The sequence below is a fragment of the Thermoactinomyces sp. CICC 23799 genome, from assembly GCF_016055145.1.
Lineage (GTDB): Bacteria > Bacillota > Bacilli > Thermoactinomycetales > Thermoactinomycetaceae > Thermoactinomyces > Thermoactinomyces intermedius.
In genome coordinates this window covers 218,787-231,403 of sequence record NZ_JAECVV010000002.1, presented here as the reverse complement: position 1 = coordinate 231,403, position 12,617 = coordinate 218,787, and the positions used below count along the sequence as shown (strand labels likewise).

13 protein-coding genes are annotated in these 12,617 nt (G+C 48.2%); 11 read left to right on the top strand and 2 right to left on the bottom strand.

The window, feature by feature from the left end; genetic code table 11:
- Positions 1–294: 294 nt before the first annotated feature.
- The 8 genes from rpmH to rsmG all read left to right on the top strand — a co-directional run bounded on the left by rpmH (position 295) and on the right by rsmG (position 6,752).
- Entirely contained in the window at positions 295–429 is a 135-nt protein-coding gene (gene rpmH, locus I8U21_RS03580; RefSeq protein WP_082240799.1) for a 50S ribosomal protein L34, read from the top strand.
- Between the two features lie 129 nt (positions 430–558).
- The gene (gene rnpA / locus I8U21_RS03575) at positions 559–912 is read left to right on the top strand and encodes a ribonuclease P protein component (protein ID WP_037998238.1); all 354 of its coding nucleotides are present in this window, start codon (positions 559–561) and stop codon (positions 910–912) included.
- 15 nt (positions 913–927) lie between these two features.
- Positions 928–1,185: a membrane protein insertion efficiency factor YidD gene (gene yidD, locus I8U21_RS03570; protein WP_181732972.1), complete on the top strand. Its 258-nt coding sequence runs from the start codon at positions 928–930 to the stop codon at positions 1,183–1,185.
- 13 nt (positions 1,186–1,198) lie between these two features.
- The gene (locus I8U21_RS03565) at positions 1,199–1,951 is read left to right on the top strand and encodes a YidC/Oxa1 family membrane protein insertase (RefSeq protein ID WP_309544784.1); all 753 of its coding nucleotides are present in this window, start codon (positions 1,199–1,201) and stop codon (positions 1,949–1,951) included.
- Complete coding sequence (gene jag, locus I8U21_RS03560; RefSeq protein ID WP_198053286.1) at positions 1,948–2,580, top strand: RNA-binding cell elongation regulator Jag/EloR; 633 nt, start codon at positions 1,948–1,950, stop codon at positions 2,578–2,580. The genes I8U21_RS03565 and jag overlap by 4 nt, the downstream gene beginning before the upstream one ends.
- Positions 2,581–2,698: 118 nt before the next feature.
- Positions 2,699–4,075: a tRNA uridine-5-carboxymethylaminomethyl(34) synthesis GTPase MnmE gene (gene mnmE, locus I8U21_RS03555; RefSeq protein ID WP_181732970.1), complete on the top strand. Its 1,377-nt coding sequence runs from the start codon at positions 2,699–2,701 to the stop codon at positions 4,073–4,075.
- Positions 4,076–4,090: 15 nt separating this feature from the next.
- Positions 4,091–5,995: a tRNA uridine-5-carboxymethylaminomethyl(34) synthesis enzyme MnmG gene (mnmG, locus tag I8U21_RS03550; RefSeq protein ID WP_181732969.1), complete on the top strand. Its 1,905-nt coding sequence runs from the start codon at positions 4,091–4,093 to the stop codon at positions 5,993–5,995.
- A gap of 37 nt (positions 5,996–6,032) precedes the next feature.
- Positions 6,033–6,752, top strand: a complete 720-nt coding sequence (rsmG, locus tag I8U21_RS03545; RefSeq protein WP_181732968.1) for a 16S rRNA (guanine(527)-N(7))-methyltransferase RsmG — start codon at positions 6,033–6,035, stop codon at positions 6,750–6,752.
- 69 nt (positions 6,753–6,821) lie between these two features.
- Here the strand turns inward: rsmG and I8U21_RS03540 are convergent, their stop codons facing one another.
- Both I8U21_RS03540 and I8U21_RS03535 read right to left on the bottom strand, forming a co-directional pair.
- Positions 6,822–8,180: a hypothetical protein gene (locus I8U21_RS03540; protein ID WP_198053285.1), complete on the bottom strand. Its 1,359-nt coding sequence runs from the start codon at positions 8,178–8,180 to the stop codon at positions 6,822–6,824.
- Positions 8,181–8,353: 173 nt separating this feature from the next.
- Positions 8,354–9,544, bottom strand: a complete 1,191-nt coding sequence (locus I8U21_RS03535; protein ID WP_181732966.1) for a ParM/StbA family protein — start codon at positions 9,542–9,544, stop codon at positions 8,354–8,356.
- A 420-nt stretch (positions 9,545–9,964) separates the two neighbouring features.
- Between I8U21_RS03535 and noc the strand changes: the two genes are divergently transcribed.
- The 3 genes from noc to I8U21_RS03520 all read left to right on the top strand — a co-directional run bounded on the left by noc (position 9,965) and on the right by I8U21_RS03520 (position 12,604).
- Positions 9,965–10,789, top strand: coding sequence for a nucleoid occlusion protein (noc, locus tag I8U21_RS03530; protein ID WP_232337490.1), 825 nt, complete (start codon positions 9,965–9,967; stop codon positions 10,787–10,789).
- Positions 10,790–10,977: 188 nt separating this feature from the next.
- Positions 10,978–11,748 carry a ParA family protein gene (locus tag I8U21_RS03525; RefSeq protein ID WP_181732965.1) on the top strand — a complete coding sequence of 257 codons (771 nt, stop codon included), beginning with the start codon at positions 10,978–10,980 and terminating at the stop codon, positions 11,746–11,748.
- Positions 11,735–12,604 (top strand): ParB/RepB/Spo0J family partition protein, encoded by an 870-nt coding sequence (locus I8U21_RS03520; RefSeq protein WP_181732964.1) that lies wholly within the window; start codon positions 11,735–11,737, stop codon positions 12,602–12,604. The genes I8U21_RS03525 and I8U21_RS03520 overlap by 14 nt, the downstream gene beginning before the upstream one ends.
- The last annotated feature ends 13 nt before the right edge of the window (positions 12,605–12,617 follow it).

Below are 12,617 nucleotides of genomic sequence, written 5' to 3'. Positions count from 1 at the left end.
GAGTTATCCACAATTCACAAAGCGGAAAAAACCTTGTTATCCACAGCCGGGGATTTGTGGATAAATCGTGGATAATTTTGGGATAACGGGTGGATTAAGAAAAAATTATCCACATGTGGATAAACAGGAAGGGATGCAGCCGGATTCTTGACAGTGATTGCCGATGCTGTCTATAATGATAGAGATTGTCCATCGGTTATTCACGGACTTGATTGAAGAAGGGAGGTATCCTGGAACGCGGTCCTCAGCCGGCATACTTGCCGTGGCTGAGTGATGGGAACCAGGTGAGTGAAAATGAAACGCACATTTCAACCAAGTAACCGCAGACGTAAAAACAAGCACGGTTTCCGTGCACGCATGAGCACGAAAAACGGACGTCGTGTTCTTGCAAGACGCAGAAGAAAAGGAAGAAAAGTATTATCTGCTTAATAAATGCCGGCCACGTGTTTTGTGGCCTTTTTTCCTATTTAATTCACGTTGAAAGTGTTTAATCTGCTTCTTTTTGTTTTATAATGTGAAGTAAAAAAACGGGGATTTTAGCGAGGAAGGAGATTTTCATTGCAGCGGGAATACCGTCTGAAGAAGAGAAAAGATTTTCGGAGGGTTTTTCAGGCCGGTCAATCTTTTGCCAACCGGCAATTCGTCGTGATCCAATATGGCCGTTCTCCTTCCGGACCGCCGCGTATCGGCATCTCCGTGAGCAAAAAGGTCGGGAATGCCGTGATACGCAACCGGTGTAAACGTTTAATCAAAGAGGTGGCGAGGCATTGGGTTTCCCATTTGAAACCCGGAACCGATTACGTCATCATCGCCCGAAACCCCGTTGCCCAAATGGATTACAAACAGGTGAAATCCAGCCTGTTTCACGTGTTTCGCAAAGGGAAATGTTTTGTTTCGAAGCCTTCGGAATAAGGGAGGGGGAGTGGAATGAAGTGGATTGCCATCGGTCTGATTCAATTTTATCGCTATGTCATCTCACCGCTTAAGCCCCCTGTCTGCCGCTTCGTTCCCACCTGCTCGGAATACGCTTTGATTGCCTTTCGGAGACACGGATTTATTGTCGGGGGATGGTATACATTGATCCGTCTGTTGAAATGCCATCCTTTTCATCCGGGCGGATTTGATGATGTGCCAGAAAAAAAAGAAACCGCAAACAAATGGATTCAGAGACTGAAGAGAAGATGAGGAGGAGTTTTCCTTGCAAAAACGGAGGCGCGGGATTGCTGTACTCTTGCTGATGATTATGGCTGTCACCATCCTTTCGGGGTGTGCCCCCGATCAAAACCGGTACAAGATCGATTACAATCATCCCAGCTTTTTTCAACAGATCTTGGTTATCCCGATGGTCAAATTGCTGGACATCTTTAAAGATGTTTTGGGAAATTACGGATTGTCGATTCTTGTGCTGACCTTTTTGGTCCGTCTGATTGTTTTTCCGCTTACCTGGAAACAGCAACAAAGCACCCAGCGGATGCAGGAAATTCAGCCGGAAATGATGAAGATCCGCAAAAAATACGAAAAAAATCCGCAAAAAATGCAAGAAGAAACCATGAAGCTGTTCCAAAAGCACAACATCAATCCGATGGCCGGATGTTTGCCTTTATTGATCCAGATTCCCGTATTGTTCGCTTTTTACCAGGCGATCATGGGGAATGAGCATATTAAAGAATCCAGTTTCCTGTACCTGCAATTGGGAAGTCCGGATCCTTACTTCATCCTGCCTTTGATTGCGGCGTTTACCACGTACTTGCAGTTTATCGTCACCGGAGCGCAAAGCAATCCGCAAATGAAAGTGATGGTTTGGATTATGCCGGTCATGATCTTTTTCCTGGCCTATCAGTTCCCGTCTGCGCTTTCTTTGTACTGGGTATACGGGAACATCTTCACCATTGCCCAATCGCTCATTTTGCAGAAACTCAATAAAAAAGAAGTAAAGGGTGCAACTCGTTGAGCAAACGGATAGAGCGGGCCCGGTCCGTTGAATTGGCGATTGAAAAAGCATGTGAAGCGTTACAGGTGTCACCCGATGAGATCGGGTATGAAGTGATCCAACCACCCAAAAAAGGGTTCCTCGGTCTATTCGGGAGACGGGATGCCATCGTGGAAGTCACCGTCATCCGGAAGGAAACTCCCGGGGAATACGCCTGTCAGTTTTTGAAGGGGATCGTGGAGCGGATCGGTTGGCCGTGCCAAGTCGAAATGAAAGAAGAGCCGGTGGAGATTTCCTTTGTGTTGAAAGGAGAGGACTTGTCTCTTCTGATCGGAAAACACGGCCAGACGTTAAATGCGATTCAAACATTGGTGCAAACCGTTGTCTGGCGGAAATACAACAACGGCATTCGCGTGACGGTGGATGCGGGCGATTACCGCCGTCGCCGGGAGGAGTCGTTAAAGCACCTGGCGGCGAAAATGATGGAAAAAGTCCGTGCAACGAACAAAGAGGTGACCTTGCATCCGATGCCCGCAAGCGAACGGAAAATGATCCATCGCTTTGTACAGCGGGAAAAAGATTTGATCACATACAGTGTCGGAAAAGAACCCCGGCGCTCTGTGGTGATTGCTTTGAGAAAAGATCCATAGCAGACGGAGCCCGTAAACTCCCCGTTCAGGGGGGTTTTTTGTTTCGGCGATTTTTTTGATTGAATGAATCGGATTATGCTAAGATTAAATATTAGGAATCATGTTGGAGTGTGAAAAAATGGAGACCGATACCATTGCAGCGATTTCCACCCCCGTGGGGGAAGGAGGCATTGCGGTGATCCGTGTCAGCGGACCCGATGCCATTTCGATTGCAGATCAGATATATCAAGGAAAAAAATCTCTGGACAAGGTGCCTTCGCATACCGTCCATTACGGATATATCGTGGATCCGGAAGCGGGAGAGCGGGTCGATGAGGTGCTGGTGACCGTGATGCGCGCACCACGCACATTCACCCGGGAAGATGTGGTTGAAATCAGTTGTCATGGCGGGATGATTCCCGTTCAAAAGACGTTGGAAATCCTGTTGGATCACGGGGCAAGATTGGCGGAGCCTGGCGAGTTTACCAAACGGGCTTTTTTAAATGGCCGGATTGATTTGTCCCAGGCCGAAGCCGTCATGGATTTGATCCGCGCCAAAACGGACCGGGCCGCAAAAGTGGCTCTGTCCCAACATGACGGAAAACTTTCCCGGATGATTCAACGCTTGAGAAGCGAAATCCTGGAAACCCTGGCCCATCTTGCGGTCAATGTGGATTATCCGGAGTATGATGCCGAAGAGATGACGGCCGGATTTTTGCGTGAGCGCTGTGTTTACATTTCCGGTGAAATTGAAAGGTTACTTCAAACCGCCCGCCAGGGGAAAATTTACCGGGAGGGAATCAAAACGGCAATCGTGGGGCGTCCCAATGTCGGCAAGTCATCGCTGATGAATGCATTGACCCATGAAAACAAGGCCATTGTGACCGACATCCCGGGAACCACACGGGATGTGATTGAGGAATTTGTCAATGTGCGGGGGATTCCCCTCAAACTGTTGGATACGGCCGGAATCCGCGAGACCGAGGATGTGGTGGAACGGATCGGGGTGGAGCGTTCCCGCCAGGCATTGAAACAGGCGGATTTGGTGTTGCTTTTGTTAAATTACGCCGAGCCCCTCACCCCGTTGGACCGGGAACTGCTTTCGCTGATTAAGGAGCACAGTTCGATCATCATTGTGAACAAAACGGATCTGCCCCGGCAAATCGATATGGATGAAGTGAAGCGTTTGGCCGGCGACGTTCCGGTTATTTCCGCTTCCGTCAAAGAGGATCGGGGAATGGAGGATTTGGAAGAAGCCATCACCCGGCTGTTTGAGTTGGGGAAAGTGGAACTTGCCGATGCCACGTATGTCAGCAATTCCCGGCATATCCACTTGCTTCGCAGAGCTTTGGCAAGTGTGAAAGACGTGGTGGAAGGGATCGATTCAGGGGTTCCCTTGGATATGGTGGAGATTGATTTGAAAAATGCTTGGGAATCGTTGGGCGAGGTCATTGGGGACTCCGTCTCCGAAGATTTGATCGACCAGATTTTTTCGCAATTTTGCTTGGGCAAATAAAGAGAGGTGAACAGGATGAGGGATGCATCCCAATCCCAAAAATTTGACGTGATTGTGATCGGTGCCGGTCATGCCGGATGCGAAGCCGCCTTGGCCGCGGCCCGGATGGGTTGTTCCACGCTGCTGTTGACCCTGAGTCTGGATACCATTGCTTACATGCCGTGTAATCCATCGATCGGAGGACCGGCCAAAGGCCATGTGGTGCGTGAGATTGATGCGCTGGGTGGGGAAATGGGAAGAAACATTGACAAAACCCATATCCAGATGCGGATGTTGAATACGGGGAAAGGACCGGCCGTTTATGCGTTAAGGGCGCAAGCCGACAAAGTGCTGTATCAGCAAGAGATGAAGAAAACCCTGGAATCAACACCCAATCTCTGTTTGCAGCAAGGAATGGTGGAAAAGCTGATTGTGGAAGACGGCGTGTGCAAAGGCGTCATCACCCGGACCGGAACGCACTATCTGTCTGAAACGGTGATTTTGACGACCGGAACTTATTTGCGCGGCAAAATCATCATCGGGGATATCAGTTATGAAAGCGGCCCGAATAACCAACAGCCTTCCATCCAACTGGCTTATCATTTGAAAGAACTCGGTTTTGAAATGGTCCGGTTTAAAACAGGCACCCCGCCCCGGGTGAACAAAAGATCCATTGACACCAGTCAAATGACCATTCAGCCGGGAGATGAGGAACCACGGGCTTTTTCCTATGAAACGACGGAATACATCACTGATCAATTGCCTTGCTGGTTGACGTACACCAATGAAGAGACGCACCGTTACATCCGGGACAATTTGCACCGCGCCCCCATGTATTCCGGGATGATTGAAGGGCGGGGACCCCGTTATTGTCCGTCGATTGAAGACAAGATCGTCCGGTTCGCCGACAAAGGGCGGCACCAGATCTTTATCGAACCGGAGGGACGGGACACGGAGGAAATGTATGTCCAAGGTCTGTCCACCAGCTTACCGGAAGATGTCCAGTTAAAAGTGCTCCACACCATCAAAGGGCTGGAAAAAGCGGAAATGCTCCGCACCGGCTATGCCATCGAATACGATGCCATCGTTCCGACGCAACTCTGGCCTTCGCTGGAGACCAAATTGGTGAAAAACTTGTTTACCGCGGGACAGTTGAACGGAACTTCCGGTTATGAAGAGGCTGCGGCACAAGGTATCATGGCCGGAATCAATGCCGCCCGTAAAGTGCAAGGCAAAGAACCCGTGATTTTGGACCGTTCGCAAGCTTACATCGGCGTGTTGATTGATGACTTGGTCACCAAAGGGACCAATGAACCGTACCGTCTGTTGACATCACGGGCGGAATACCGCTTGTTGCTCCGTCATGACAATGCGGACCTTCGTTTGACGGAATTGGGCTATGAAATCGGGTTGATTCCGGAAGAGCGTTATCAGCGGTTTGTCAAAAAGAAAGAATTGATCCAAAAGGAAATTCAACGCTTAAGGGAAACCAAAGTCCGGCCGAAGCCTGAAGTCCAAGCGATCTTGAAGGAAATGGGAACCTCGGAGATCAACAATGCGGTGGAACTGGCGAACTTAATCAAACGTCCCGAATTGGGATACAAAGAAATTGCCAGCATGTCCCCGCCGCCTGAGCCGCTCCCGGCGGATGTCATGGAGCAAGTGGAAATCCAATTGAAATATGAAGGTTATATCAAAAAAGCGCTCCAGCAAGTTGAAAAAATGCGCCGGATGGAAGAAAAACGGATTCCCGATTGGGTGGATTATGATAAAATCTCGGGAATTTCTTCGGAAGCCCGGGAAAAATTAAAAGAAGTACAGCCGGTTTCTTTGGGCCAGGCTTCGCGGATTTCCGGGGTGAACCCTGCGGACATATCCATTTTGATGGTGCATATTGAGCAAGGCGGAAAAGCTTATGCCATATCGGAAAATCAAGCCTGACAATCTTGTCAGGCTTTTTTAAAGGAGGTTTCAGGGGATGCATTGGGGGAGTTGGTTGCAACAAGAGACAGCGGAATGGGACATTCATCTGTCCCATGAACAGCTCCGGCAGTTCCACCGGTATTATGAGCTCCTGGTGGAAAAAAACAAAGTGATGAATTTAACGGCAATCACGGAAGAAAAGGAAGTCTACATCAAGCATTTTTATGACTCATTAACCTTGGCCCGCGTCATTCCGTTGAATCGGGTCCGGTCCGTGATCGATGTGGGGACCGGTGCCGGATTCCCGGGATTGGCATTAAAGATTGCTTTTCCCCATTTGCGGGTGGTTTTGTTGGATTCGCTGAAAAAACGGGTCAACTTCTTAAACGAAGTGGTGGAGGAATTGGGATTGACCCGGGTGGAATGCATCCATGGACGGGCCGAAGAGTTTGGGAAGAAAAAAGGATACCGGCAAAATTTTGATCTGGCCACGGCGCGTGCGGTCGCCCGGTTGAATGTCCTGGCGGAATATTGCCTGCCGTTTGTCAAAGTGGGGGGACATTTCATCGCTATGAAAGGACCGGATGTGAAAGAGGAAATGGAAGAAGCGGGCAAGGCTTTGCACACCCTCGGGAAAACGACGCTGGAAGTGAAGCAGTTCCGCTTGCCGGAAGAGATGGGGACGCGCAGTTTGTTGTGGATGAAAAAACGGGATCACACGCCCAAAGCTTATCCGCGGAAAGCAGGGACCCCGGCCAAGCAACCATTGGTTTAAAAATCCCGTTTCATAGATAAAAAGAAAGCCGAATGCTCTTGGAGTCAGGGAGTGATTCGGCTTCTTTGATTAACCCATATTATTGATTAAATTGTGCAATCCACGCAAAGCGATTTTTCTCTTTTCGATTTTATCGATTTCTTGGCGCTTCCGGCTGTTTTGGGAATAAGGGGTCATGATTTCTTCCCACGAACTGTAGCCGCCGTAAGCATCTTCAAATTCAATGTCATCCCGTTTCAAACTGGATGCAGACTCGTTGCTTTCATTGGTCTGAAAAGCGGAAAACGGTTGTTGCGCCTCGATCTTTTCTTCATTCCCGAAGGATTGGACACCGGATGATCCGTCGGGAAAGATGGGGTTTTTTTCATGGACGGCGGGTTCTCCCGAAAACAGCATGGACTGGTTTTCTTGTTGTTGATGATTTTCCGTCAATGATTGGTTTGTTTTTTCCGCAAGCGCTCCCCGCTTTTTTTGCAATCGGCTTCGCTTTCCCTGGCGGACCCGGCGGCGCGGTGAAAAAGGCTCGAACGGGACGAGTTCGTTGGACGGGTTGTCTTTGTTTTGTTCATTTGGTTTGTAATAATCCGATGGGAGGTTTTTGTCGGACTCCGCTTGGAATCCGTTCGAATAAAAATCAGGGAACGAGTCAGAAGAAAACGGGTTGTCCGAAGGCCCGTACGTTGCCGGCGAAAAAGAGGAACGGTCTGTTTGCATCGGCGATTCCTCGTCATCTTGGTTGAATGAATGGATCCACTGATTGTTAGTCCGTTTTTTGCGAAGTTTTTGTTCCCGTTCCAGATACATTTCTTCTTGTTTTTCCTGATCTTCGTCGATAAAAGGCGGATTCCAGGGATCTTCCATGTTGTTGCTTGATTCTTCCTCTTCCCCCAACTGAACCCGTTCCAAGTGGTAAACCGGATAGTCATCCCCTGTTTCCGGGGTTTCTTGGAAATTTAACTTTTGTTTACGGCGCAACGTCTTTTTGCGTAAAGGGCCGCGATTGGTGAAAAAAGAATAGTGGGGAGGCGCATATTCGACTTTTTGAGCTTCGATGATTTCCATGTCTTTGGCGCTGGAACTTTGGTCGGCCTGAGACGATTCATCATAAAAAGAGTCGGTCTGATATGAAAAATCTTCAGCCGGTTTGCTTTGGAAAGTATATGTGTTGGTTTCAAGCTGATTGGTATGTAACGTTTGCTTTTGTACAAAGATTTCCCCGTTTCCATGCGTTTCTGTTTGTGAGGAGGGGTTGCTTGATCCGGTGGATTGCCCGACGGCTTGTTGGCTGATCAACGTTGCCACCATCTCGGGTTTCAATTCGATATACAGTGCGTTTTTCCCCTTTTCTTTGAGTGCATCGGCAGCCGCTTTTCCCGAATTGCCCGTACCGATAAGAATGCAATCGAATTGGGATTCAAATTGTGACATCTACTCCGCCCTCCTTAAAGTCGCCTGATCCCTTCCAACCTTCTTTCTCAATTATTATCTCTTTTTTCAGCGACAATCTCTATAATTATTTTTGTTTATTTGACAAATTTCCTCAATGGAAAGCCCATGAAAAGTTTTCCCCCAAGGATTTCCTTGGGGGGTGAATCGTTTTTTTATTTTTTCCCGGATTTCCGATCTTTCTTTTGCTGGTTGTCCCCGAATTTATCAGGAACGTTGAACTCTTGATGAATGGAGGCTGCTGCTTCCATCATTTCTTTGGATGATGCGGTGCGCGCTTTGGATTGGGCAAATTTGCACAAACCGAAGCCGTTGGCAAATTGGGCTTCAATTCCATAGTCTTCGGAGAAGATCAGTTTATCGCCAAAGCGTTCCCGGTAAAATGGTTTGAACGGAATCGAAGCGCCGCCGGTGAGGATGATATAAGTGATGTCGTCACCATAGTCCAGACGGTGCCAGACTTCATCCACCAAAGCTTCGCCCACTTCCTTGATCGATTCCTGAACGATGGCGCTGACATCATAAGATTTTCCTTTAAAGCTGATTTCGCCGGAACGGACGATCCGGGGCAGGCTCCATAACGGATACTCTTTTCCGTTTCCGTCTTTATCCGCGTTCCGGGTGAATTCGAGCAAGCGTTTCGCCAGGTTTTGATATACGCCCAACATGGCATGGCGGGAGGTGAAGCTTTGGCGTTTGATAATCGTTTCCCCGTGCAGGGTTTCGATGTCCGAAGTACCAAAGCCCAAGTCGTTGATGCTCACTTTTTGGATAAACAAGTCTTCATTGAGCAGTTTTCCTTCGCGGTCCAAGGCGATATGGAACAAGGTTGCCATGGGTTGGCTGATGACGAAAAGATTTTCTTGTTTGATTTCAAACTCGATTTTGCGCCAGGGCAAGTTTCCTTGTTTTACTTCAAAACTGTGTTTCCCGATCAGCCGGCGTTTCAATTCATCTTTGTAATCGATGTAGTTGTCCGTCGGCAAAGCGACCGCGACCACCGGTTCCGTGGATCCTTGCAGCATGAGGCCGGTGCTGACACGGAACATGATCAGGTATTCTTGTTCCCGGAACCAGGTCGGGCTGAAGAGCCGGCGTTTGTGTGAATCAAAAAGTTCGTCATCCCCGGCTTGCTCGATGGCCAACTTTCCGCAGAACCATTCTTGATCCCCTTCATGATCCCGGTACATGATGTTATGGGGATCGTTGTTATAGGTGATTTCCCCCACACGGTTTGGCACAACCATGTTCCGGATGAACATTTTATAAAACTTTCCATTCGCCCGGGTCACTACTTTGGTACCATAGTATCCTTGGTCATTTCCTATGTATACAGGTACGCTCATTTTTGAAATATCCTCCTCAAGTGATGAAATCCCCTTCTTCCCACGATTCTATCAATTGTGAAGGTAAAGGGTCAACAGAATAAAGTGAATCTTCACCAGCTTATAACGGGTTTTTTAGATTTGTAAATTCTTTTATATCGAAAGGCAGGGGGAGAAGGTTTGCGTCGATGTATCAGACCTTTCTTTCCACGATAAAGTTTCCGGATTCTCCCCTGTTTTTTAACCAAATGGTGAAAGGAACGGGTTTGGCATGATAAACTTTCCTCTCATATCATACAACGAAACCGGTCATGTTCCACGTGGAACATGTGAATCTTTTTCTATAATGTTTCGGGAAAGAAGGGGGTTGAACGATCAAAGCGAAAAGGTATATTAGGTGATTCCGTGACCTGAGTTGACCGTAAGGTGGTGTCTGTGTTCATGAGACAGTCTTTCACGAGATTATTCGGTCTGAAAGAGAAAGAGCAAGAGGTTCATCCCGATCAAGTCATGCAGATTCCCGTGGACGAAATTGAACCCAGTCCCTATCAACCCCGCACGATTTTTGATGAGGAACGAATTGATGAATTATGCCAAACCATCCGTATGCACGGGATTATTCAGCCCGTCGTGGTGCGCCGCACCGAACGCTGTTATGAGTTGGTTGCAGGCGAGCGCAGATTGCGTGCGGTAAAAAAATTGGGGCTGAAACGGATTCCTGCAGTGATTCGGGAAATGGATGATCATCAGGCGGCGGCGGCATCCCTCATTGAAAATTTGCAGCGCGAGGAATTGACGGCCATTGAAGAAGCGCATGCTTATCAACGGTTGATGGAGATCCATCAATTGACACAGGAAGGCCTCGCGCAAAAGTTGGGAAAAGGGCAGTCCACCATCGCCAACAAATTGAGGCTTTTGCAGCTGCCGGCCGAGGTGCAGGAAGCATTGCAGAAGCGGATGATCACCGAACGTCATGCACGGGCGCTCCTTCCGTTAAAAGAGGGGTTTTTGCAAAAACAAGTACTGGAAGAGATTTTGGCCAAAGGTTGGAATGTAAAGCAGACGGAAGAACGGGTCAAAAAGCTTCTGGTCAAGGAAACCAAGAAACAGCAGGCCAAACGCAAGTCGGTCACGCGTGATTTTCGCATTGCCATGAACACCATCCGCCAATCGGTGGATCTGGTGAAGAAAACGGGCATGGATGTCATGGTGGATGAACGGGAACATGAACATTTCGTTGAAGTGGTTATCCGCCTTCCCAAATGACGGGAAACGGATCTTCTTCCTGTTATGATGAATTTGATTTTATCTTTTTTTCTTTCTTTTTTATCATTAAAATAAGAGAAGAAACGGATGGGGCTGTGAGGCAATGATTCGCCTCATTTTCTTTTCGTACATAGGCTGGTTCGGCGGTGTGGTTCGGAAAACTAAAAGTCCGAAAATGAGGTGGGAGAATGGGCAAAGTAATTGCAATTGCAAACCAAAAGGGGGGCGTTGGGAAAACGACAACCTCGGTCAACCTGGCGGCAAGCCTCGCGGCGATGGGGAAACGGGTTTTGCTGGTGGATATTGATCCTCAAGGGAATTCGACCAGCGGGCTCGGGATCAACAAAGCGGACGTGAAGCAGTGTGTGTATGACGTTTTGGTGGATGAAGTTCCGGCAGAAAACGTGGTTTTGCCCACTGAGGTTGAGAATTTATCGATTATTCCCGCAACCATTCAGTTGGCAGGGGTTGAAATTGAACTGTCTCAGGCCATCTCACGGGAATTGCGGTTAAAAAGGGCGTTGAAAAATGCGACCCAACATTATGATTACATTTTTATCGATTGTCCTCCGTCGTTGGGGATCATTACGCTGAATGCGTTAACGGCTGCCAAGTCTGTTCTGATTCCCATCCAATGCGAGTTTTATGCTTTGGAAGGATTGGGACAACTGTTAAATACGATTCGCATTGTCCAAAAACATTTGAACAAGGGCTTGGAAATTGAAGGTGTGTTGCTGACCATGTTTGACGGGCGCACCAATCTGTCCGTCCAAGTGATGGAAGAAGTGAAAAAGTATTTCCAACAAAAAGTTTATGAAACGGTGATTCCGCGGAATGTCCGGCTGAGTGAGGCTCCCAGCCATGGCAAGCCGATCACGATTTATGATGCCCGCTCCCGGGGAGCGGAATGTTATAATCAATTGGCCAGAGAAGTGGTGATGAATAATGAGCAACTCTAAAGGTTTGGGACGGGGATTGGGGGCGTTGTTTCAACCGATTGATGTGGAAGACGGGGATGAAACCGTTCATGAAGCGGAGATCTCCGAGTTGCGCGCCAACCCTTATCAGCCCCGGAAAGAGTTTGATCCCGACTCGTTGCAGGAATTGGCAGAGTCCATCAAACAACACGGGGTTGTCCAACCGTTAATCGTAAGGAAAAGCATTCGCGGATATGAAATTGTGGCGGGAGAGCGTCGTTTCCGGGCCGCCCAGGAAGCCGGACTGGAACGGGTTCCGGTGGTGGTGCGCGATTTCACCGATGAACAGATGATGGAAATCGCTTTGGTGGAAAATGTTCAGCGGGAGGACTTGAATCCCATTGAAATGGCGCGTGCCTATCAAAAATTGATGGAGCATTTATCCATCACGCAGGAAGAGTTGGCGGCGCGGGTGGGCAAAAGCCGGCCTCATGTTGCAAATTTCCTTCGTTTGCTTCAACTGCCGCCGGAAATTCAAGAGGATGTTTCACGTGGAACATTGTCCATGGGACATGCCCGGGCTTTATTGGGAATCAAAGACCGTGATTTGATGAAGAAACTGGCGGAAAAAGTAAAAAAAGAAAAGCCCAGTGTCCGCCAATTGGAGGAATGGGTGCAACAATTGAATCAATCCGTTCCGAAAAAGGAAAAGAAAAAGAAGAAAGCAGCAGATCCTTTCATCAAGCATTATGAAAACATGTTACAGCAAGTGTTCAGCACGCCGGTGCGCATTAAACACGGTAAGAAAAAAGGGAAAATTGAAATCGAATATTATTCCGAACGGGAACTGGAACGTTTGATTGAAATGTTAAACCGGGATCAAGTGATGACGGATTAACAGTCAAAGGAGA

What these genes read in the sequence shown, in the direction of transcription:
- rpmH (WP_082240799.1), top strand. Translation starts at nt 295, where the DNA reads ATGAAACGCACATTTCAACCAAGTAACCGCAGACGTAAAAACAAGCAC.
- yidD (WP_181732972.1), top strand. Translation starts at nt 928, where the DNA reads ATGAAGTGGATTGCCATCGGTCTGATTCAATTTTATCGCTATGTCATC.
- mnmE (WP_181732970.1), top strand. Translation starts at nt 2,699, where the DNA reads ATGGAGACCGATACCATTGCAGCGATTTCCACCCCCGTGGGGGAAGGA.
- mnmG (WP_181732969.1), top strand. Translation starts at nt 4,091, where the DNA reads ATGAGGGATGCATCCCAATCCCAAAAATTTGACGTGATTGTGATCGGT.
- rsmG (WP_181732968.1), top strand. Translation starts at nt 6,033, where the DNA reads ATGCATTGGGGGAGTTGGTTGCAACAAGAGACAGCGGAATGGGACATT.
- I8U21_RS03540 (WP_198053285.1), bottom strand. Translation starts at nt 8,180, where the DNA reads ATGTCACAATTTGAATCCCAATTCGATTGCATTCTTATCGGTACGGGC.
- I8U21_RS03535 (WP_181732966.1), bottom strand. Translation starts at nt 9,544, where the DNA reads ATGAGCGTACCTGTATACATAGGAAATGACCAAGGATACTATGGTACC.
- noc (WP_232337490.1), top strand. Translation starts at nt 9,965, where the DNA reads ATGAGACAGTCTTTCACGAGATTATTCGGTCTGAAAGAGAAAGAGCAA.
- I8U21_RS03525 (WP_181732965.1), top strand. Translation starts at nt 10,978, where the DNA reads ATGGGCAAAGTAATTGCAATTGCAAACCAAAAGGGGGGCGTTGGGAAA.
- I8U21_RS03520 (WP_181732964.1), top strand. Translation starts at nt 11,735, where the DNA reads ATGAGCAACTCTAAAGGTTTGGGACGGGGATTGGGGGCGTTGTTTCAA.